Source organism: Limnobacter sp. UBA7229 (genome assembly GCF_002473065.1).
Taxonomy (GTDB): Bacteria; Pseudomonadota; Gammaproteobacteria; order Burkholderiales; family Burkholderiaceae_B; genus Limnobacter; species Limnobacter profundi.
The window spans coordinates 174,883-196,941 of sequence record NZ_DKTN01000013.1; the positions used below are offsets into that span (position 1 = coordinate 174,883).

19 protein-coding genes are annotated in these 22,059 nt (G+C 53.9%); 6 read left to right on the forward strand and 13 right to left on the reverse strand.

Annotated features, from left to right (window positions below):
- Nucleotides 1-44 precede the first annotated feature (44 nt).
- Genes B4C79_RS07650 through B4C79_RS07665 form a run of 4 tightly spaced genes read right to left on the reverse strand, consistent with a single transcriptional unit; the run spans nucleotide 45 to nucleotide 8,059 of the window.
- Nucleotides 45-2,684, reverse strand: coding sequence for a ligase-associated DNA damage response DEXH box helicase (locus B4C79_RS07650; protein ID WP_291751407.1), 2,640 nt, complete (start codon nucleotides 2,682-2,684; stop codon nucleotides 45-47).
- A gap of 41 nt (nucleotides 2,685-2,725) precedes the next feature.
- Complete coding sequence (locus tag B4C79_RS07655) at nucleotides 2,726-6,136, reverse strand: L-glutamate gamma-semialdehyde dehydrogenase (protein WP_291751410.1); 3,411 nt, start codon at nucleotides 6,134-6,136, stop codon at nucleotides 2,726-2,728.
- Nucleotides 6,096-7,034: an arginase gene (rocF, locus tag B4C79_RS07660; protein ID WP_291751411.1), complete on the reverse strand. Its 939-nt coding sequence runs from the start codon at nucleotides 7,032-7,034 to the stop codon at nucleotides 6,096-6,098. The genes B4C79_RS07655 and rocF overlap by 41 nt, the downstream gene beginning before the upstream one ends.
- Nucleotides 7,031-8,059 carry an ornithine cyclodeaminase gene (locus tag B4C79_RS07665; RefSeq protein WP_291742492.1) on the reverse strand — a complete coding sequence of 343 codons (1,029 nt, stop codon included), beginning with the start codon at nucleotides 8,057-8,059 and terminating at the stop codon, nucleotides 7,031-7,033. Before B4C79_RS07665 ends, rocF begins: the two co-directional genes overlap by 4 nt.
- 137 nt (nucleotides 8,060-8,196) lie before the next feature.
- On the opposite strand from B4C79_RS07665, the gene B4C79_RS07670 reads away from it, so the two are divergent.
- The 4 genes from B4C79_RS07670 to B4C79_RS07685 all read left to right on the forward strand — a co-directional run bounded on the left by B4C79_RS07670 (nucleotide 8,197) and on the right by B4C79_RS07685 (nucleotide 12,588).
- Nucleotides 8,197-8,619, forward strand: a complete 423-nt coding sequence (locus B4C79_RS07670; protein WP_171097501.1) for an Lrp/AsnC family transcriptional regulator — start codon at nucleotides 8,197-8,199, stop codon at nucleotides 8,617-8,619.
- A 334-nt stretch (nucleotides 8,620-8,953) separates the two neighbouring features.
- Entirely contained in the window at nucleotides 8,954-9,832 is an 879-nt protein-coding gene (locus tag B4C79_RS07675) for a Fic family protein (protein ID WP_291742496.1), read from the forward strand.
- A gap of 72 nt (nucleotides 9,833-9,904) precedes the next feature.
- A complete protein-coding gene (locus tag B4C79_RS07680) occupies nucleotides 9,905-11,686 on the forward strand; it encodes an acyclic terpene utilization AtuA family protein (protein ID WP_171097497.1) in 1,782 nt (593 codons plus the stop codon).
- A gap of 140 nt (nucleotides 11,687-11,826) precedes the next feature.
- The gene (locus tag B4C79_RS07685) at nucleotides 11,827-12,588 is read left to right on the forward strand and encodes a hypothetical protein (RefSeq protein ID WP_291742501.1); all 762 of its coding nucleotides are present in this window, start codon (nucleotides 11,827-11,829) and stop codon (nucleotides 12,586-12,588) included.
- A 64-nt stretch (nucleotides 12,589-12,652) separates the two neighbouring features.
- Here B4C79_RS07685 and B4C79_RS07690 read toward each other — a convergent pair whose 3' ends face one another.
- From B4C79_RS07690 to B4C79_RS07715, 6 genes are all read right to left on the reverse strand, one after another.
- Nucleotides 12,653-13,246, reverse strand: a complete 594-nt coding sequence (locus B4C79_RS07690) for a TetR/AcrR family transcriptional regulator (protein ID WP_171097494.1) — start codon at nucleotides 13,244-13,246, stop codon at nucleotides 12,653-12,655.
- A 14-nt stretch (nucleotides 13,247-13,260) separates the two neighbouring features.
- On the reverse strand, nucleotides 13,261-13,683 hold the full coding sequence (locus B4C79_RS07695; RefSeq protein WP_171097492.1) for a GNAT family N-acetyltransferase: 423 nt from the start codon (nucleotides 13,681-13,683) through the stop codon (nucleotides 13,261-13,263).
- Nucleotides 13,684-13,691: 8 nt separating this feature from the next.
- On the reverse strand, nucleotides 13,692-13,904 hold the full coding sequence (locus B4C79_RS07700; protein WP_105028126.1) for a hypothetical protein: 213 nt from the start codon (nucleotides 13,902-13,904) through the stop codon (nucleotides 13,692-13,694).
- 83 nt (nucleotides 13,905-13,987) lie between these two features.
- Entirely contained in the window at nucleotides 13,988-14,647 is a 660-nt protein-coding gene (locus B4C79_RS07705) for a carbonic anhydrase (protein WP_171097490.1), read from the reverse strand.
- Between the two features lie 123 nt (nucleotides 14,648-14,770).
- Entirely contained in the window at nucleotides 14,771-15,547 is a 777-nt protein-coding gene (locus B4C79_RS07710) for a hypothetical protein (RefSeq protein WP_008249524.1), read from the reverse strand.
- A gap of 96 nt (nucleotides 15,548-15,643) precedes the next feature.
- Nucleotides 15,644-16,153 carry a Spy/CpxP family protein refolding chaperone gene (locus B4C79_RS07715; protein ID WP_291742514.1) on the reverse strand — a complete coding sequence of 170 codons (510 nt, stop codon included), beginning with the start codon at nucleotides 16,151-16,153 and terminating at the stop codon, nucleotides 15,644-15,646.
- 136 nt (nucleotides 16,154-16,289) lie between these two features.
- On the opposite strand from B4C79_RS07715, the gene B4C79_RS07720 reads away from it, so the two are divergent.
- Both B4C79_RS07720 and B4C79_RS07725 read left to right on the forward strand, forming a co-directional pair.
- Nucleotides 16,290-16,976, forward strand: coding sequence for a response regulator transcription factor (locus B4C79_RS07720; protein WP_171097485.1), 687 nt, complete (start codon nucleotides 16,290-16,292; stop codon nucleotides 16,974-16,976).
- Between the two features lie 14 nt (nucleotides 16,977-16,990).
- Nucleotides 16,991-18,406 (forward strand): HAMP domain-containing sensor histidine kinase, encoded by a 1,416-nt coding sequence (locus tag B4C79_RS07725; protein ID WP_171097484.1) that lies wholly within the window; start codon nucleotides 16,991-16,993, stop codon nucleotides 18,404-18,406.
- Here the strand turns inward: B4C79_RS07725 and B4C79_RS07730 are convergent.
- Genes B4C79_RS07730 through B4C79_RS07740 form a run of 3 tightly spaced genes read right to left on the reverse strand, consistent with a single transcriptional unit; the run spans nucleotide 18,403 to nucleotide 22,051 of the window.
- Nucleotides 18,403-19,299 (reverse strand): DUF429 domain-containing protein, encoded by an 897-nt coding sequence (locus B4C79_RS07730; protein ID WP_171097482.1) that lies wholly within the window; start codon nucleotides 19,297-19,299, stop codon nucleotides 18,403-18,405. The two genes, B4C79_RS07725 and B4C79_RS07730, sit on opposite strands and share 4 nt — an antisense overlap.
- Nucleotides 19,296-21,044: a cisplatin damage response ATP-dependent DNA ligase gene (locus B4C79_RS07735; RefSeq protein ID WP_291751416.1), complete on the reverse strand. Its 1,749-nt coding sequence runs from the start codon at nucleotides 21,042-21,044 to the stop codon at nucleotides 19,296-19,298. Before B4C79_RS07735 ends, B4C79_RS07730 begins: the two co-directional genes overlap by 4 nt.
- A complete protein-coding gene (locus tag B4C79_RS07740; RefSeq protein ID WP_291739387.1) occupies nucleotides 21,041-22,051 on the reverse strand; it encodes a ligase-associated DNA damage response exonuclease in 1,011 nt (336 codons plus the stop codon). The genes B4C79_RS07735 and B4C79_RS07740 overlap by 4 nt, the downstream gene beginning before the upstream one ends.
- Between the last annotated feature and the right edge of the window lie 8 nt (nucleotides 22,052-22,059).

Genomic DNA, 22,059 nt, shown 5'->3' on the forward strand with positions numbered 1-22,059 from the left:
CAAATGCACGGTGAAGATGACCTGAATTGTAATTTTGAAATCTGTTAAACCTGAGCAGCTTTCTCCAGCTCGGCCACCATTCTTGCCACACGATCGCTGAGCTTTTCCGTGCTGACGGTTTCGCGCAATCGCTCAATCAGCAAGGGAAACGCAAAAGGTGTTGGGCGATCAATCGACTTGAACACCAAAGTTTTGCGGTGAATTGCACAAAGCGCTGCCTCCATTCGTTTCAAATCAAGCTCTTGTTCAAGCGCCTCACGCTGGGCCTGGTCCAGCAACAAATTATTTTGATCGTGTTTTTTGAACACCTCAAAAAACAAACCGCTGGAGGCTTGTAACTGCTTTGCACTTTTTCCCGCCCCGGGGAAGCCTTGAAAAACCAACCCCGCAATTCTGGCGATTTCCCGGAAACGTCGCTGGGCGAGTTCAGAAGCGTTGAGACAAGCCAACACATCCTCAAAAAGATTCTCCGTTGAAAACAACGGGGCTTGCGCAAGGCTGCCCGCAATCCATTCATGCCAGTTCACGGGTTCCGCGCTCAATAGCTCAAACCCGTAATCGTTCATGGCAATTGAGAACGTACCCGGTTTGTGCCGCGAGGCACGCCAGGCCAGAAGACTGGCCAAACCAATGTGCACCGTGCGTCCTTCAAATGGATACACAAACAGGTGGTGACCTTCTTTGCTGTGCAGCGCTTCAATCAGCAAGTTGCCCGTATTGGGCAAAGCACTCCAGCGCATCTGCAAAGCCAACAAACTCTCAAGTGCCTGCAGCTCAGGCAAGGCGGTCTTTTTTCCAGAAGAAATAGCCTGATGTGCCAACTCCAGCATTTGCAGGGAGGCGTGAGCAAGTTCACTGCTCAAGGGCATTTTACCGCCCTGCCACTGCGGCACTGTCGCTTTTTTGCGGTTGGCTTTGCGCACATACGCGGTCATGTCACGCACCTTCACCAGTTCAAGCACGCGGCCTGCAAAACTGAAACAATCACCCGTTTTCAGGCGTGCAATAAACCCTTCCTCAATGGTGCCAAGGCGCCCGCCAGTCATCCACGCCACATGCATGGCGGCATCAGAAACAATGGTGCCCACCGACATGGCATGCCTGCGCGCAATGTCACGCCGCGGCACGCGGTAAATGCCTTCCTCATCGGCAGCTACCCTTTGATAGTCCGGATATGCCGCCAGGCTTTCGCCTCCCTTTTCTACAAAAGCCAGGGCCCAATCGAACTGGGAGCGGCTCAAATTTTCATACGCACTTGTGGTGCACACTTCGGCAAACAATTCATCGGGTTTAAATCCAGTGCCCATGGCCACAGTCACCAGGTGCTGCACCAACACGTCCAGTGGGGCCTGTGGGCTGAAACGCGATTCAATCTGTTTTTGCTGGGCAGCATGTCGGGCAGCAGCAGCCTCGACCAATTCAAGCGCATGGGTGGGCACCACGGTGATTCGGGAAGGCCTGCCGGGTGCGTGCCCGGAACGGCCTGCACGTTGAAGCAGACGGGCAACGCCCTTGGGCGAGCCAATTTGAATCACGCGTTCTACGGGTAAAAAATCCACGCCCAAATCAAGCGATGAAGTACACACCACCGCCTTCAGGCTGCCGTTTTTTAATCCTTGCTCAACCCAATCGCGCACGGTTTTATCGAGTGAGCCATGGTGCAAGGCCAGTAAACCGGCGTAGTCGGGCCGGGCTTCGAGCAAAGCCTGATACCAAATTTCTGCTTGGGAACGTGTGTTGGTGAACACGAGGGTGGATGCAGACTGGTCGATTTCTCGCGCCACAAACTCGAGCTGATTCAAGCCCAGATGCCCACCCCATGGAAAACGCTCAAAGGTGTCAGGAATCAAGCTGTCGATCATCAATTGCTTGGGCAACTTGCCCTGGACCAAAGTGCACTTGGCGTGGTTTTTAACAGGGTGTAGCAGCACATCCATGGCCACCGGCAAGTTACCCAAGGTGGCGCTTAAACCCCACACCTGCAAGCCCGGGTTAATGCGCGCCAGGCGTGCGATGGCCAACTGCAGTTGCACACCACGTTTGTTGCCGATCAGTTCATGCCATTCATCGACCACCAACACTTGCAGTTTGCTCAAGTTGGGCTGGCTGCTGGTGCGCGTGAACATCAGGGTCAGGCTTTCAGGCGTGGTGACCAATGCGAAAGGGGGTTTGCGCAAAATGGCTGCTCGCGCGGCTGAATCGGTGTCGCCGGTTTGCAAGGCCACATCGCAATCACCCACCAAGGCTGACAGCGATTGTTGCAAAGCCTTGGTGCTGTCAGCAGCCAAGGCGCGCATGGGTGTTATCCACATGACACGGGTTGCAGCGCCCCTTGGCGTGGGAAGTTGTGCCAGCCTAAGCAAGGCACCCAACCACACCGCCAGGGTTTTACCGGCACCAGTGGTGGCATGAAGCAAGCCGCTGTGGCCTTTTTGAAATGCCTTCCACACCTGCAATTGATACTCGAAAGGCTGCCAGCCTTGTGCGTCGAACCACTCCTGAAGATTGGCCAAGGTGAGTTCTGACAACGGCGGCCTATTCGCATGAAGAGCGACTTCGGGGGCTTGACCTACAATGGCTGGTGCCGAATTTACTGCCCTGTCGGCCGCTTTCTTTTTGCGGCGCAAGGCCTTGAGCTGTGTGCCCACATTGGGGCCTGGCGGAATGCCTCGAAATTCAGACATGGTTTACTGCATTGATGATCCGGTTCCCGATTGTGCCATGGTTAATGCAAACCCGGTTGGTGATCAGCCAGCAGCGTCAAGTTACCACCGATGGCTGCGGTGTTGACCGACAGCACCTGCTCACAAACCAGCCTGTAATCTGGATAAACGCCATTCTCATCGCCCAACACCAAAGGAATGATTGCTCCCGGGTGCTGTGCCAGACGATCACACACCCATTTCAAGATTTCTGTGTTTTCCGGGTGACAAATTACCAGGTTGATATTGCCAAGATCGATTTCAGACAACACCTCGGCATTCACGATTGAATGCGGGTTTCGGTCAGCATCTGCGAGTTCACAAACCGGCACATTCCCGGTGGCCAGCACTGCGTCAATTTGTTGTTCAAGCAAAGTAAGATCGCGTGCAGTGCACCAAACCCGGCCACGGGGTCGGCAACGGTAAAGGTTTTTTTCACCTGTGGGGCCGGGCAATTCTTGGTTCTGCATATTCTTAAGCTGAGGCAGGCGCATCAAGGTAGGCAAATAATGCGGGCCACCCGCTTTGGGGCCGGTTCCCGATTTGCCATGCCCACCAAATGGCTGGCTACCCACCACAGCACCTACCATGTTTCGGTTCACATACACGTTGCCCGCTTTCGTGGTGTTGTAAACCAGATCGATGGTGGATTGAATGCGGCTGTGAATGCCAAAAGTAAGGGCGTATCCGGTGGCATTCAATTCATGAAGCAAGGCAGGCAAGTGGTCGGCCTTGAAACGCAAGACATGCAGTACCGGGCCAAACACCTCTTGCTGCAGTTCATTCAAGTGCTGTAGTTCGATCAGGGCCGGTGCTACAAAGTGACCCGCGACGCAGGGATCTACGCGCTCCGCCCGGAACACAGGAAATCCATTTGCGTTCATGTTTTCAATGTGGGTATTCACTGCTTGCCATGCATCTTGATCAATCAGGGGTCCAAGATCGGTGGAAAAAAATGCAGGATCGCCCACTTGAAGCTCCTGCATTGCAGCTTTTAGCAGAGCGATGAGGCTGTCGGCGATGTCCTCTTGCACACACAGCACCCGCAGTGCCGAACAACGCTGCCCCGCACTTCCAAAAGCCGATTCAAGCGTATCCCCAACCACTTGTTCAAGCAATGCCGATGAGTCAACCACCATGGCATTTTGTCCGCCTGTTTCAGCAATCAGCAAGGCGGGGCTTTGCAAGCAGTCACGATTCAACAAACTGGCTTGAATATGCTTGGCCGCTGCATTTGAACCCGTAAACAAGACGGTATCCACTGCTGGATAACTGCATAGCCACGCACCCACTTCCCAGTCGCCATAGACCAGCTGCAACACCTCAACAGGCACGCCTGCCTTGTGCAACAGCTTTGCTGCATAACATGCAATGTGCGGCGTTTGCTCGGCGGGCTTGGCCACCACCACGTGCCCACTGGCCAGTGCACCCACCACCTGCCCCATAAAAATGGCCAAAGGAAAATTCCAGGGGCTGATGCACACCGTAAGGCGCGGTGTTGATTCGGGTTGCAATGCACGCAAGGTGGAAACCTGGGCTGCATAGTAGCGGCAAAAATCAACGGCTTCGCGCACTTCCATGTGGGCATTTGGGATGGTTTTTCTGGCTTCGTGAACCAGCAAGTTAATCAATTGAAGGTGATGACTCTCAAGCAGCTTCGCTGCTTGCAACAAGACAGCCGCCCAGTGTTCTGGCCCTTTCTCAAACCAGTCGCCACCCGTACTGCGTGATCGAAAAGCAACACCCAATGCGGATTGCACCTGCCCATGTGTGCTGTAAGCCAAGGGTTCCAAATCCTTAAAGGTTCCGCTACCCACGGCTTGATGCAGTTGCTGCAGAGTGCGTTTGCAATACAAATCAAGCCCGCTTGAGTTCAGGCGATTGGCACCAAACAAATTCGGTGCAGGTACGCAGGCTGGGTTGCTTTGAACACCATGCCTACGCAAGATGAGAACCGGGTGTTCCAGCAGTTCATTCACGTCTACATTCGGATCCACCATCTGGTTGACAAACGAAGTGTTGGCACCATTTTCCAGCAAACGGCGCACCAGGTAGGGAAGCAATGTTTGGTGAGTGCCCACAGGCGCATAAATCCTGGCACGGCTGTAAAGCCCCTCACCCATGCCGTGCAAACACTGCATCTCGAACTGCCGCACATTCAGTTGCTCGGTCATGTGCTGAACAGCGGCGTAGGTGTGGGCGTTGTGGGTGGCAAATTGTGGGTAAATGAAATTGGCATTGCGCAACATCAGCTCCGCGCAACACAGGTATGAAAGATCGGTGTGAACCTTCTGGGTAAACACCGGGAAATGTGCCAAACCCTGTATTTGGCAACGCTTGATTTCACTGTCCCAATATGCACCTTTGACCAATCGAACCTGGATAATCCGTTCACTGGCGCGTGCCAGTGCAGCAATAAACCGAACCACAGCTGTCGCTCGGGTTTGATAGGCCTGAACCGCCAGCCCAAGACCATTCCAGCGCTTTAATTCAGGCTCGAAGGCCAAGCGTGTGAACAGGTCGAGTGATAGTTCCAGACGCTCGCTTTCCTCTGCATCCACATTGAATGCAATGTTGTGCTGCCTGGCTGAAAGTGCCAGTGTGTACAGCCGCGGGTACAGGTCGGCTTGCACGCGTTGTTCTTGCCACAAGGTGTATCGCGGGTGCAATGCTGACAACTTCACAGAAATACCGTGACCGTCGATTACGCCTTTGGAATTACTTTGTCCAATCACATGGATTGCATGCAAGTAGCTGCTGAAGTAAGCCTGCGCGTCCGCTTCACACAAAGCGGCTTCACCCAGCATGTCGAAGGAATGGGTAAAGCCCTGCAATGATTTCGCACGGCTGTTGCTTAAGGCCTCCTCAATCGTTTGGGCGGCAACAAACTGCTGCCCCATGAATTTCACCGCCTGTTCCACCGCAGCACGCACCAGGCCTTCGCTGCTGCGTGCGATCAAGCGCCGCAGGGTGGAGTACAGGGTGTTGTCATCTGGAATTTGAATCCAATGACCAGCCATGAACAAACCCCAGGTGCTTGCATTCACAAACAGGGAGGTGCTGTTCCCCAAGTGAGCTGCCCAATTCGCATGGCTTAATTTGTCGCGAATCAAATCATCGCGTGTTTGGGTATCCGGAATTCGCAACAGAGCCTCGGCAAGACACATCAGCGCAACACCCTCCTGAGTGGACAAGCGATATTCCGCCATCCACTGGTGGATGCCTGCACGGTGCTTTTGCACCTCATGCAAACGCTTTACATGCCCGAGTGCGGCCTGTTTGATGACATCAAACCCGGTGTCAGGCCAATCGTATTGTTCAAGCAGGTTGCGCACTCGCTGTGTTTCATCCACCCGAGTCAGTGCATCTATTTCTGTGCGCAAACGGTCCAGCTCAGCCTGCATGTTCAGCCCAGTCAAACGAACGCTGTACATGCCGCTCCCAATGCGGATTCAGAAGAACAGTCAACAACTCCACTGCACGCTGCGCACTGCTGCCAGTGGGGTCTGCAGCAGGGTTTAACTCAACCAGATCGACCGACCCAACACAACCGGTTTGAGCAATGCGCGCCATGCAATATCGAAGCGAATCGAGCTGCAAACCACCGTCTTCCGGGGTACTCACGCCGGGTAACACCAAGGGGTCAAGGCAATCCACATCGAAACTCACGTGCAAATGCGTACCCGGCTCAATGTCGCTCAGTGCAATATTCATGGCCTGAATAATTCCACGCCCTTGTATGTGCCGCATGGTAAGCATGGGCAAAGCCGCACGGCGCACCGCGCGGCGCTCTTCAGGGTCAACAGAACGCACACCCAACAATCGAATTTGAGAAGCACGCAAGGCTGGGGCGAACCCGGCAAGCTCGGTCAACTCAGAAGGTCCCTGACCGCACAGCGCGGTCAATGGCATGCCATGCATATTGCCGGTGATCGAAGTATTGGCCGTATTGAAGTCTGCATGCGCATCCAGCCACAACACGCGCAGTTCTTTGTTCTGACGTTGGCAATTCGATGCCACCGCACTGATTGACCCCATGGCCAGCGAATGATCGCCACCCAGCAATACGGGAATATCGCCAACATTCAATGCGTCGGCCACCGCGGCATACACTGCCCGATTCCACGCCAGTACTTCATGAAAATTCCGATACCCCTGCACCTCGACATGCGGTTCAGATGTCGGTATTTTTAGATCGCCGCGGTCAATCACTTTGCAACCGATTTTTTGCAAACCTTGCTGAACACCCGCACGCCTTAGTGCACAAGGCCCCAGTGCTGCACCAGCCATATTTGCGCCGGCATCGCACGGGGCACCGATCAGTGAAATCATGCGACCTCCCCGTGTTTCAACCAACTGTACAAATTCTTGGGATCCGGCAGTTCGGGGATCAAGGACAGTGATTCAAGCTCACCCTGTGCAAGCGCCAACCTGTGCATGTAGCGCATCGCGGAAAAATCCTCGAGTGCAAAGCCCACCGAGTCAAACACAGTGATTTGATCGGGCGCTGTGCGCCCAAGCGCAAAACCAGTCAGCACTTCCCACAACTCCGTCACTGGAAAATCCTTGGGCATTTGCTGGATCTCACCCTCAATCCGCGTTTGCGGTTCATATTCAACAAATACGCGGGCGTCGCGAAGAATATCGGGGTGAAGCTCGGTTTTGCCGGGGCAGTCGCCGCCTATGGCATTGATGTGAACACCCGGCCTCAGCATGTTTTTGGTCAACACGCTGGCATGGGTTTTTGCGGCTGTGGCAGTGGTGATCACGTCAACCTCACGTACAGCTTCCGGGACACTTTTGCACAATATAGTCTTCAAGCCGAGTTCATACAAATGAATGGCCAGTTTTTCAGTGGCCGAAAAATCGGTGTCGTACAAATAAAACGTGTCAATGCCCAGCAGCTCGTGAAACGCAACAGCCTGAAACTCGCTTTGCGCACCATTGCCGATCAGCGCCATGCTACGCACCGCTGGGTTGGCCATGTGCTGTGCTGCCAGTGCAGAAGTCGCCGCAGTACGCAACGCGGTAACCAACGTCAATTCACTGACAAACTCCGGCAGGCCGGTTTCTACACGAGCGAGAACGCCAAAGGCCATGACCGTGGGCAATTCATGCCGGTGATTGTTGGGATGCCCGTTGACGTATTTGAAACCATAGGTTTGTCCATCGCTGATTGGCATGATTTCAATCACGCCCTGTGCAGAATGACTCGCCAGGCGCGCCGACTTGTCAAACTGTTCCCAGCGCTTGAAATCATGATCAATCTCGTTAACCATTCCCCGAATACAGCGTGCCAGACCAACCCGCGAAATCAGTGTTGCCGCGCCCTGAGCGCTCAGGAATAAGGTGCGCATCGCATCCTCCCTCACCTGCTGAATTGCAAGTAGAACCACCATTGTGCTGCCCATTCAAGGCAATCAAAAGCACACAATTTGCTTACAAAATGGCATTTTTCTAGCACAATGACAGAACCACCTTACACTTCGATAGCATGGATACTTTAGATCGCCAACTTTTGGGGCTGCTTCGTACCAATGCCAGGTTGAGCATCGCGGCGTTGGCCCACCATCTGAAAGTGTCCCGCGGCACAGTGACCAATCGAATCAACAAGCTGGAGAGCTCAGGCGTGATCGTGGGCTACAGTGTCAAATTGCGGCCTGACACAACACCCAATCTGATTGTCGCCTGGATGAGTATTTTGATTGAAGGCAATGACAGCCGCACAGTGCTGGCGAAGCTGCTCGGGGAACCTGGGGTAACCGCCATTCACAGCACCAATGGACGCTGGGACTTGCTGGTCGAGTTGCAGGCAGAAAACCTGACCGGGCTGTCAGGAATTTTGGAACGAATTCGACTGATCAAGGGGATCAGCAACACCGAGACCAGCATTCATCTATCAAGCTACAAAAGCTGAGTAATTTGCAGACAATTGCGGAACCAAGCTTGGATCTTGTCAACTCACTACAATATCCATCCTCGCGACCTGACTTATGTTCAAGGCAAACCAAATTGCGGTGTGCGACGCAAAAGCGGTTGAAGAACCCTCTGCTTCCGAGGAAGCTTCAATACAACACACACCTTCAGTTTCAAGCGCCGCGAAAACAATTGCGAGATTGTCCCTTCCTGGTTTGGTGGCGAACCGGTGTCAATTACCCAATCAATCCGAACTATCGAGTTCACGTGCAATAAAAACGGCCGACGGCAAGTGGCCTAAGGTAATAACAAAAGAAAAGCTGGGTGACGGATTTGTGCCAAGCAGCCTGAAAACACACTACACCAAACCGCCCGCACCAGACTGCAAAAAGGCTGGGCTAGATGAAATTCCAATACTTGACGCACGCCTGCACCTGCTTACCTCAGGGCAAGATGATGCAGCCATGAAACGCAATTTCGACTACATTTTCAATCAGCCAGTGAACCCAATCGTGATTTGCCTGGCGGATCAAAAACTTGAACAGTTCAAGACTCGGATACCGGAAGTTCAACCCTCGCACCTGGAACAGCTTGCCCTGCTTCGCCGTGGTGGTTCAGAAACACTGAAACATCGAAATGCACACCACAGCGTCGCCTTGGCGAATTGGGACCTGGCCAGCACCATCGTCTACGAAACCGCCAAGCGCAGGGAACCTGTAACGCCGGAGGCCATTCGCAATTTGTTCATTCGCATCAATACGGTGCTGATGCAAGAAATTCACAACAGTGCGGGTGGGAAAGTAAGGCAACTGAACAATGTGTGGGTCGGACCCTGTGACGCCAAAGGCAGCACCGACCCCCACCCAAGCCGCCTTGCGGTGCCCGGCTCAATGGTCAACACCGAATTGAACACTTTGTGCAATGAAGTGGCCGAAGAATTGAACCTGGGCAATGTCAACCCAATTTTGCTGGCGGCAAGAACCGCCATGAAAGGAATTTCAATTCATCCTTTTTCAGATGGCAACGGCAGAACCTGCCGCCTGATTGCTGATTTTGTGCTGCTGAGATCAGAACTGTTGCCCGCTTGCTTTGACGATGAAGGCAAAAACATGATGGTGTTCCCAAGGATTGCGCCTGACATGAACCACAACACAACCAGTGCAGCAAATTTGATGATGGCTGCACTGCAGAGAAGCTACCAACAATTTGATTAATTCAAACGATCGTTTGATTTATTACAAATGGCTTTGCTATGATGGACTTCCCAAAATCATCAACAAGTGACCATGAGCATGCCAACCCCAAACACCATCAAAATCGGCGGCGCCTGCGGCTTTTGGGGCGACAGCAGCCTGGGCACTGAACAACTGCTGAAGGTTCCGGGAATACAGTACATCACCTACGATTACCTTGCGGAACTGACCCTGGCCATCATGGCGGGCATGCGCATGAAAAACCCGGAGCACGGATATGCACTCGACTTCATTGACCTGATGAAGAGGACCCTGCCCGCGGCCAAATCCAAAGGCATCAAGATTATCGCGAACGCAGGCGGGCTTAACCCTGCCGGTTGTGCAGCGGCCTTGCAGCAAGCCATGATAGAGGCTGGCCACACCATTCGAATTGGCGTGGTCAGCGGCGATGACGCAACAGGCACGCTTGGCCAGCTGCGCAAGGATGGCGTTGAATTGCGAGACCAGCATTCAAGCCAGGCTGCGCCGCCATTTTTCCTGACAGCCAATGCCTACCTGGGTGCTTTTCCCATTGCTGCTGCACTGGATGCGGGTGCTGATATTGTGATTACCGGCCGTGTGGTCGACAGCGCGATGGTGTTGGGTGCACTGGTGCATGAATTCAAGTGGCAAACCACAGACTTGAACCCGCTTGCGCAGGGCAGCCTGGCAGGTCACATTGTGGAGTGCGGCGCACAGGCCACCGGCGGGCTGTTCACAGACTGGCAACAAGTGCCTGACTGGGCCAATATTGGTTACCCGATTGTGGAAGTGGCTGCGGATGGAAGCTTTGAATTGAGCAAACCGGAAGGTACAGGCGGATTGGTGAACAAAGCCGTGGCCACCGAGCAATTGCTTTACGAAATTCATGACCCGGCCAACTATGCCCTGCCCGATGTGGTGTGCGACTTCACCACAGTGAATATTGAAGAAACCGGCCCAAACCGGGTACGGATTTATGGAGCCACTGGCAAAGCACCCAGCGACCTGTACAAGGTGTGTGCCACGTATCCAGAAGGTTTTCGGTGCATTGGCATGCTGTCGATTGTGGGGTTTGATGCGCATGCCAAGGCTAAGCGCACAGGCGAAACCATTCTGGAACGTACACGCGCCATGTTCAAGCGCCAAGGTTTGGCAGACTACACACGCACATCCATCGAAATCATTGGCAGTGAAACCGATTTGGGCCCACATGCACAGGTGCAGTTGGGTCACGAAGCCATGATGCGCATTGCAATCACGCACAGCGACAAAAAAGCCGCTGCAATTTTCTCTCGTGAAATTGCCCCGGCAGGCACCAGCTATGCGCCGGGTACCAGCGGCAACTTTGGTATGGGACGCCCCAATGTAACCCCCTTGGTAAAAATGTTCAGCTGCTTTGTGCCCAAACACATGCAAACTGCGGCTGTGCAGGTGGGCGGTGAAAACATTCAATACCAGGAACCGGAACACCCCAAGGCACGCGCCGAAACCCACCCGACTACGGAACAGTCATTTGACGAAATAACAGTGCCCCGCGAGCTATTGGGCAAACCCTTGATTGAAATTGCACACGGTCGAAGCGGCGACAAAGGCGACACCAGCAACGTGGGCATTGTGGCCAGAAAGCCGGAGTATTGGCCGGTGCTGCGGTATTTACTACGCCCCAAGAATGTAAAAAACCACTTGGCTCACCTGGTGAAAGGTGAGGTTCACACTTTCGAGCTACCTCAAGTTCAAGCCTTTAATCTCGTTATGAAAGAAGCACTCGATGGTGGTGGCATGACCTCGATGAGAAACGATCCGCTGGGCAAGGGCATGGCCCAGGTGATGCTGAACATGAAAATTACCGAATAATCTTCACCTGTTTGAAGGGGTACACCACGTTGGGCGGACCCCCTAGCTAGTTATCTTTTTCCTACACGGTGTCTCCGTTAGTGAAAGTGTGAGGCGAGATCCAGAAAGCGCCTACTACACCCAACACACAGGAGAACACCATGCAAGTTAAACAGATCGCAATCGTTGCAGCCATCGCTTCCTCTTTCGCAATGCCCATGACAGCCCAGGCTTCTGACATTGCTACCCTGAACGGCTGGGGCGCCTTGTTCGCTGCCGCGCATTCAGGCCAACAGGCTTCTGCCCAGGGTCAGGCACAGGGTGAAATCAAGGTCAGCCTGTTCCAGCGCCAGCAACCGCCGGCAGCCCAACCTGCTCCTGAAGCAACCCCAGAACCAACACCAGTGGCTGAACCCACGCCCACCAACGAACCAGCCCCAACAGCTGAAGCCCCGGAAATGGAACAACCTGAAGCAGGCGACCAAACCGCTGCAACTGGTGACAGCGTGGGTGAATCTACCGAAGCGGGCCAGGAAAACGCTGGCCAAGCCATGGCAAGTGCCAACGCCAGCCTGAGCGCCACTGTGAATTTGAGCGGCGAGCAACTGGGCCAGGTGTTGAATACAGTCGATGGCGTGTACCAGACAGCAGGTACCGTGGTTGAAGGTGTGACTGGCGGCGTATTGGGCACTGTGCAAAACGTGGCCAATATGACCTCTGGTGCAAACCTGGCTGCCGACATGGCCAGCACAGGTTCACTGGATATTGCAGGCTTGGCCACAGCCAACATGGCTGGTAATTTGAGCGCGACAGCCAGCATGATGAATGCGGGCCAACTGGGTGCCATTACCGCGATGACCTCAAGCTTGATCCAGAACGTGATTGCTGCCCGCCCAGCTTCATTGACAGGCTTGCTGCGTTAATCGCAAGCAACGCAATAAAAAAGCCCTTGCTGGTGGAAATCATGCCAGCAAGGGCTTTTTCTATTCAAGCGTGTTGGGACAAAAAGAAAGCCACCACTTTGTCTGAAAGCGTGTCCAGGCTGTCGCCTTTCTTCGGCTTGTACCAAGTCACCATGAAGTTCATGGCACCCAATACCATCAAGCGCGCAAACTTGGTGTCTCCACCCAGAAAACCTGCATTGTGCAAGCCGTTCACGGCATTTTGCCAAATGGCGTCATATTCATCTTTGGTTGCAATCAGCCTGCGCTGGTGTACCTCGTCCAGGCAACGCCAGTTGTAAAGCATCACTGGAATGAAGTCATTGCCGTCTTCGAGAATAATGCTGAGGTGCACTTTCACCAGGGCACGAAACTGCGCATCAGCCGGCAAGTTGGGTTTGACGACAGCACGGGTTTTTTCAAGCCCCTGGCGCAAGCCTTCCTCAACCACCGCCACCAAAATGTCTTGCTTGCTGGCAAAGTGGTAAAAAGGGCTGCCGCACTGCATGCCTACCGCGTTGGCAATGGCCCGCATGCTGGCACCATCGTAGCCCTTGTCGCGAAACAGCTTCGCGGCTGCACGAACAATGTCGCCACGCCGCCCGTCATCGTGTTTTTGTTCTTTCAATACTCTAGCCACAACCCAGTCCTTTTTTATGTTGTCAGGTCTCGCACCATCCACTGGTGGGGTATTCCCACCTCCATGTGGGCTTTACCACACGGTGCAAAACCATGTCGACTGTAAAATTCGATCGCCTGCTGCTGCGCACTCAGGCGCACCTGCGGCAAATTTTTTTCTTTGGCCACTGCCAGCAAAGCCAGCAACATGGCACTACCTATTCCCTGGCTTCTGAATTCAGGGAGTACAGCCATTCGGCCAATTTTTCCTTCAGGCAACAACCTTGCTGTGCCCACGGGCTTGTCGCCTAACCAGGCAAGCACATGAGTAGAAACCGAGTCGTGTTCATCCCATTCTTCGGATTCATCAATGCCCTGCTCTTGAACAAAAACAGAACGGCGAATGGAACTGGCCCACTCGCCGTTGATCAACCAACTGGAACAGTCAATCCGAATCAACGAATCGATCAGCCCAATGCAGCGAATTCAGCATCAACTGCTTCCAGCATTTCCTGGGTAATCAAACCACCAGAAAAATTGGCCACAACAGCCAATGGGAAGCCCTTGCCCATGCCGATTTGCGGATGTGTAGAAATGCCGGGCATGTGTTTTTCCAAAATTGCTGCGGTTTGGGGGTTGTCCAGCAAATCGCCCAGTTTGGATTGGGTTGAGAAAGCCATGTAAATCGTCTCCTAGAATTTTAAATGAACCCACAATTCAAACAAACGCTTGAATTATTTTCTCATTCTAGACCAAGAATCGATTAGCTGTAACGCTTTTTCAATGCGGTTACCGCATCGGTGTAAATCTTGTCGAGATCCTTGGGGTCAGAGATGGAGATTTGAAGGTTTCTCACAATGCCGTCTTTCAGGCTATACAACCAGCCATGCACCGTGAGGTCTTGTCCGCGCTCCCAAGCATCCTCAATCAAGGTGCTCTCGCACAGGTGTTTCACCTGCTCAATCACGTTCAATTCGCACAGTTGATCGTGGCATTTCTGCTCAAGGGCTGCGTCGCAAGTGACAAGCCCGTGTCTGCGCGCCAACTGGTGAATGGGGCGCACCCATGCATCGGCCAAACCCACCCTGTCGCCCCGCATGGCCATGCGCACGCCCGAGCAGCCATAATGACCACACACAATAATGTGTTTAACTTTCAAAAACTCGACAGCGAACTGCGTGGCCGATTGACCATTCAAATCGCCATGAAACACCTGGTTGGCAACGTTGCGGTGTACAAAAACTTCGCCGGGCTGCAAATTGACAATGGTGTTGGCCGGTACACGGCTATCGGAACAACCAATCCAGAAGTACTCCGGAGATTGCTGATTCTCCAGGCGTTTGAAAAACTCAGGGTCTTTGTCCACTTGAGCAGCGGCCCAAGTTTGGTTGGCATCAAGAAGGTGTGAAAGGTCTTTGGACACGTTGTTCGCCTGTTGGAATCAAGACCTGCATTTTACTGCAGCGCAGCATGCTTTAACATTGGGGGGAGCCCGAGGTGACACTTTTGCGTCACCCCGTTGTTGGCAGAGAATGAAGACCAGGTTTTACTCGACCTGTGACACGTAGCTGACCGACAGAACATCGTCGGGGCTGGCTGTGCTGCGGCCTTTGGTATAACCAAACTGCAAGGCAGACGTCGTGTCCAGTGCATAGACGGCTGAAATTGCCCGCTCCTTGCGCTTCTCGGTGCCGGCCAGCAGTTCATCGCGCTGGGAGGTGGTCAGGTTAATGAACAAAGAATCGCCCAAGGGGAAATTCACACCCACGGTGCTGTAATTGCCGTTGAGCAAGGGCAGTTCAGGTGTGTCGCCATAGTACTGGCGTCCCAACACGGCAGTCAGGCCAAAACCATTATTGAAACGGTAAGCAAGGTCGGTCTGAATACCATAGTCGGTTTTGCCGGTTCCAAGCCCCCGGTCTTCATTGCCGCTGGCAATTTTCACCAAGCCAGTTGCCGACATGGCAAAGCCCTTGGTTTGAATGCCGCCGATAATGTCGGTGGTATACGTGGCCACCATATCGCCAAGGCCCTGCTCACTGCGCCGTGCCGGTCCATTGGTACCAGTCACAGTGCCAGCCACCAGGGTACCTGGGCCTTCCAGTGAAATGTAAGGTACAAACAGGGAGGCGCGGTACCCCTCGCCCACCAGGGTTGCACCCAGGGTGAAAGATCTGGCCTTGATTTCCTGTGCTTGACCAAACTTGCCCGACAAACTGTCGAAGCTGTAAGTCATCAACAAGCCCGGAGGGGCTGCGATTGCTGCGGTGCTGGCTGCTGTCAAAGTGCAGGCCAATGCGAGTCGAATAAAAGATTGCCCCATTAACTGTCTCCTTTTTTTGAAACAGTATAGGGGCAAAAGCACAGCTGCTGGAATACTTCAAAAGGTGGTTGGGAAAGTACCTACAAAATTCAGGTATTACATGGCATTGCTTGCATTGTCAGCTTTGCGTTTGCTGTAACGGTCCTTCATTTTCTCTTTCCATTCCGCGCGAATCACTTTGGCCTTCTCACGCTGCTCGGGTGTCAGTACTTTGTAGATCTCGTGCTGGGTGCGCATCATGCTCAATTTGGTGGCACGCTCCTGTTCCTGTTGCTGGGCAATCAGGCGCTCCGCTTTGGCGGCATCAAAAGTGTCTTGCTCCACAATCGACTTCATTTCTTCGCGGTGTGCACGGCGATCGCTCATGGCTGTTTTCATCTCGGTCCTTTGCTTGTCCATAATCTGTTTCACCTGCGCCTGTTGCGCCTCGGTCAAATCAAGCTGTTTCAACATGCCCATGCCACCATGCTTGTGGTGGTGACGCATTTCCGAATGCTGCTTTTTGCCACCTTCCTCGTGATGACCTGCGTACGCACTCATGGGAATCGCCATGGCCATTGCAGTGACAGCAATCATTTTCTGGATGGTCAGTCTGGATACATTCATTTGTCTACTCCTTGTGTAATGGATAACTGCATTGTGCAAAACCGGCTTGTAAACGAGGATGTAGGCTGTGTAAAGATGGGTAAAGCGCTTGCAAACAATTGCGCATCAACCCAGGCTGCCTAGTAATATTGAAGCCATGACGAAAATACTTCACATCGACGACGACATTGAACTGGGCGAAATGCTGTGCGAATACTTGCGAGGCGAAGGCTTTGAGGCGGAGCATTGCGCAAATCCAATTGAGGGTTTGAAAAAACTGGCGGACGATCAATACCAGCTGGTGGTGCTCGATGTCATGATGCCGCAGCAAAGCGGGCTTGAAACCCTGAAACAGATTCGCCTGAAGTACAACACCCCCGTGCTGATGCTGACTGCGCGGGGCGACAACATTGACCGCATTGTGGGGTTGGAGCTTGGTGCCGACGACTACGTGCCCAAACCTTGCCTGCCTCGTGAAATTGTGGCCCGTGTCCGTGCAATTTTGCGGCGCGCCAATGATTCCAGCAACGCGCCGAAGCAGGCACTTCAGTTGGGCCCACTGGAAGTGCAACCCGCCAAACGCAAGGTGCTGTTGAACGGCAACGAGGTAGAACTGACAAGCGCCGAGTTTAATTTGCTGGAGGTATTGGCCAGCCATGCAGGCCAGGTGGTCAGCAAAGCCGCACTGAGTGAACAGGGCTTGGGTCGCCCGTTGGAACGATTTGACCGCAGCATTGATGTGCACTTGAGCAGCCTGCGCAACAAACTGAATCTGAACGATGAGCGCCTGCCCTTGACCTTGCACACCATTCGCGGGCAGGGCTATCAGCTCAGTCTCGATTAGCCAGGGCTACATTCATGGGCAAGTTGTTCTGGAAATTCTTCTTTGGTTTTTGGTTGTGCCTGATTGCTGCGGCTGTTGCCACGGGCACCGCACTGTACCTGATGCGGGAAAAGCCTGCCAGCAGCGACCTTGCTGAAGGCCCACGCGCGCAATTCATGCTTGAAACCATTCAGGAAGTACTCGAAGGCAAAGGGCCAGATGCCCTGCGGGACCTGCTGGACCGCAATCGCCAACGAACCGGCAATGCCATACCGGTGTTTGCCGTGTCGAGCGAGGGCCAGGAAATTTTAAGCCGCGAGGTGCCTGAGAACATTCAGCAACGGATTACCGCCTTGTTCAACAACAATGAATCAACCGAGCAAGGTATTTTGAAAGTAACTGCGCAGGACCAGTCGCAATGGATTCTTTTCATTCCACGCAATCGTCGCCATCTGGAACCAGCAAACACAGCCAATCCCAACACTGGCGAACCTGAACAAACTCACAGTGAAAAACGCAAGCAACGCGAGGCGCTTGAACCGCCACTTCCACCCGTACCGGGTGCCGGGCTGTTTGCTGCATTTCTGGCCAGCCTGTTGTTTGCGGGCGTGCTGGCCTACACATTCAGCAGACCACTGAACACTTTGAAAAATGCGTTCAGGGAAGCGGGCAAGGGCCGCTTGGGTGTGCGCATTTCAAACAGCCACAAAACCGGCAAAAAACGCAGTGATGAAATTGGTGAACTGCTCAGCGGCTTTGACCACATGGCGGAAGAAATTGAAACCCGCATTGAACAACAAAAAGCCCTGTTGCACGATGTGTCGCATGAACTGCGCTCGCCATTGGCACGTCTGAATCTGGCTGTGGGCCTTGCCCGCCAAAACCCCGCACAGCTGGATACCAGCTTGAGTCGCATCGAAACCGAGGCGGAAAGACTGGACAACCTGATTGGACAACTGCTGAACCTGTCTCGACTCGACTCCAGGCAAAACCCGGAAAGCAACCGCGAACACAATGTGATTGAATTGCTGCTGGCCGTAGTGGATGACGCACAATTTGAAGCCGAACAACAGAACAAACAAGTGGTGTTCAACAGCCGGATAAAACTTTGGCGTTTGAATTGCGATGCCGAAAGCCTGCAAGGCGCATTCGACAATATCATTCGCAATGCGATCAAGCACACACCTGCCAACACGGCCGTGAGCATCGATTGCTCGCTTCAGGAAAAACAGCTGCGCATTGAAATCAAGGATCAAGGGCCGGGTGTGCCCGCCGCGCTGCTGCCCAAACTGTTCACACCATTTTTCAAGCACGGGGAACACTCAGGCCATGGTCTGGGTTTGGCCATTGCCAAGAAGTCGATTCAGCGTGTGAATGGGGTGCTTGACGCACGAAACTGCGCGCCAAACGGTTTGCTGGTGTGCATTGAATTGCCAGGCAAGGGCACTTAGGGCGTCACACCCGCGATCCAGCCTTCCACAGGGTCGATCAGCTTGGGCAAACCGAAATTGGAATCCGCACGTTTTGCTGCCCACCCAGCGACCAAGCAACACAACACTGCATCCAGGTGATCGGCTTTGACATCGTCAAGCAACTTCGCACGCAAATAAGGCCTCACCTGCACCTTGATGCCAAACAACATGCCCTCCTCCAGTGCACACAACAACTCGGAGCGGGCCATGCGGCGGTCCGCAGTGTCTTTTTTCGGGTCGTCGCTTTTGTAGCTGGCCCGGTTCAACACCTTGCGAGCCAAGTAGCCGGGGTAGGCCTCCAAGGCCACGCGTGTAGAGTCGCCACGCTGCATGCCAGGAATATGAACGCCTGTTTTCATCAACAACGGTGCGCCGGCGTGCAGCATGTAGGCCACCGGCGGGTTCACCCACTTCATCGAAGGCGAGGAGCCCGCAGGACCATCGCACTCGCGGTGCGCAAATTTGTGCCCGGCAGGCCTTGCGTCACACCACGCTTTGAAAGTGGCGCGAATTTGCTCACGGCTTAGCGCACTGTAGTAATTGATCAGGCTTTCCCAAGCCTTGAAGTCGGTACGCCCGGCACCAGGCCACTTCAAACCTTCGACCAGTTTGCGCGACAAACCAAACGGCATGTCAATCGCCGCCACAAACCCCAACTGTTCCAAAGGCCCTGCTGCGCGCTCGAATTTTCCAAACGCCTGCGGCCCCTCTTTCAACAAGGTTTCAAACTCGCCCAGCGTGGTCAGCGACATCAGTTCATCAACCGCCAGCACAGCGCCTTGCCAGTGGCCCACAGCCACAGCAATCGGCTTTTTCTTGGTGGGGCTACTGGAAAAATCAATGCCGAGCAAGCGACTGTTTTCGGGATTCAAACTGCATTCTCCGGGGGCAACAAAGCTTCGAGCACGGCAAGGTGATCGGCTTCATGCAAAGGTTTATCGTGGCGAATGCGCAGCATACGTGGAAAACGAACGGCCACTCCGCTTTTGTGGCGAGTGGAGCGGGAAATTGCTTCGAAACCAAGTTCGAAAACCAACACTGGCACCACAGTGCGAACCGGCCCAAACTTGTCCACAGTGTGTTTGCGAATAACTCGATCCACTTCCTTGAATTCTTCATCGGTCAGGCCAGAGTAAGCCTTGGCAAACGGCACCAAACGGGGCAAACCACGGGCCACGGTGTCTTCCACTTTCTCACCGTTCGCAATCGCCTGTGCCACCTCTTGCGCTTGCGCCTCCGAGGCGGGCGGTGTTTCCCACACGGCAAAGGTGTAATCGGTGTACAGGCTTGCGCGGCGGCCATGGCCCCGCTGAGCATACACCAACACGCAGTCCACGGTCATTGGATCAATTTTCCATTTCCACCACAAGCCATCGGCCTTGGTGCGCCCAACTCCGTATTTGGACTCCAGGTGCTTCAACATGAAACCTTCCACACCTCGCCCACGGCTTTCTTCGCGCAACAGCTTCAATGCATCCCAGTTGTGTGCTTTCACACTTTGCGACAACAACAAACGCGGCATGGCATTCACAGTACTTTGTTCATGGTGTGAAGCATAAAATTTCTCCAGCGCAGTTCGACGTTCACGCTGAAAAAGATTCACCATATTGTCGCCATGAAGCCGAAGCAGGTCATAAGCCAAAAAAACAACCGGCGCATCGGCCATCAATTTTTTGCTGACCACTTTGCGGTTCAAACGACCTTGCAAGGCATTGAAGCCAGCCGGCGCATCGCCTTGCCAAACTAAAATTTCACCGTCCAGAATACTGCCTTCAGGCCAGTGTGCAAATGCGGCCTGCAACTCGGGAAACTGCTCACTCACCAACTCTTCACCGCGCGACCACACCCACACCTGTCCGCCCTCTTTCACCACTTGGGCCCGGATACCGTCGTATTTCCATTCCACCAACCAGTCTTCAAGTGCTCCCAGCTTTTCGGGTTCCTCCTGCAAAGGATGCGCCAGAAAAAACGGCAAGGGCTGCCCCAAACGGCCCGGGTCCTGCCCTGTGTCGCTGTCGTCTGGTGCAGCCAACAAGGCGCTGAACTGCTCGGCGGTGGGTTGATTGCTTGCGTCGGCAAAACCCATCATGCGGGTGGCCACCAGTTTGGCATCCAACCCGGCCAATTCAGACAATGCGCGGGTCACCAACAACTTGGATACTCCTACCCGAAAACCTCCACCCACTAGTTTTACGAACAAAAAACGCTCCGTGGCAGTCAGTTCACTCCAGCACGCTTGTACGGCGGGAATACGTTCTTCATCCGGCAGATTTCGCAGAGGCAAAATACGGTGTTGCATCCACCAGGCCAAGCCCTGCGACTGGCTGGCAAGCGCAGGTGTAATCGGTAACACATGCGCAATGGTCTCGGCCAAATCACCCACGGCCTGGTAACTTTCTTCAAACAACCAATCGGGCAAACCACTCACCTGCAAGGCCACTTCGCGCAGTGTGCGTGTGGGCACGGTGCGTTTGGGTTTGCCGCCAGACAAGAAGTACACAGCCCAAGCGGCGTCCTCAGCGGGCGCATGTTCAAAGTAATGCCGCAAAGCCTGCACCTTGTGCAAAGTTGAGGTAGAGCCATCCAGTTCAGCGAACAATTCTGCAAACTGCTTCATGCGGCAGGCTCCTGCTCGCCTTCTCCTTCGCCACCATACTCAGTCACGAAGGCGCGGGCATTCAATCCCTGTTCTTGCAGCCAGCGCACCATCACCTGAACATACCCGTGAGTCACAATCACCTGTTCCGCACCAGTAGCGCCGATTGCACGCATCAGGCCGGGCCAGTCGGCGTGGTCGGACATCACAAAACCCCGGTCTACATTGCGCCGCCTGCGCCCGCCACGCAACTGCATCCAGCCCGAGGCAAATGCATCGGAATACGCATTGCCAAATCGCTTCATCCAGGCTGCGCCTTGGGCAGCAGGCGGCGCAATGGCAAGGCAGGTTTTGTAAGTGGATTTATCGAGTACCTCGCTCACGGTCAACGTTTCTGGCAACTTCACACCCGCATCGCGATAGGCCTTGTTCAGGCCTTCGCAAGCACTGTGGCATACAATGGGGCCAATACTTGAATCAACACCCGCGAGTATTCGCTGCGCCTTGCCAAATGAATAGCCGTACAACACGCTGGCTTTGCCTTGTGCTGCATTGGCAGCCCACCAGGCATTGATCTCGGCGTAAATTTCAGCGTCGCTGCGCCAGCGGTAAATGGGCAAACCAAAGGTAGACTCTGTGATGAAGGTGTGGCATTTCACCGGTTCGAATGCATCGCAAGTTAAATCGGGAGCCACCTTGTAATCGCCGCTGGCCACCCACACCTGGCCTTGGTACTCCAGCCGAATTTGACAAGACCCCAACACGTGACCCGCCGGGTGCAGAGAAATTTTCACGCCGTTGTGAACGGTGCTTGTGCCATAAGGCAAGGTGTCCAGAGAAATATTGCCCAAGCGGGTACGTAACACACCTTCGCCGGGCGCAGCACACAGGTAGTGGTTGTGGCCAACACGGGCATGGTCAGCATGCGCATGGGTAATGATTGCGCGGTCTACCTTGCGCCACGGGTCGATGTAAAAATCGCCCGGTGGGCAATACAAACCTTCAGGGCGACTCACCACCAAATCCATGCTGCACA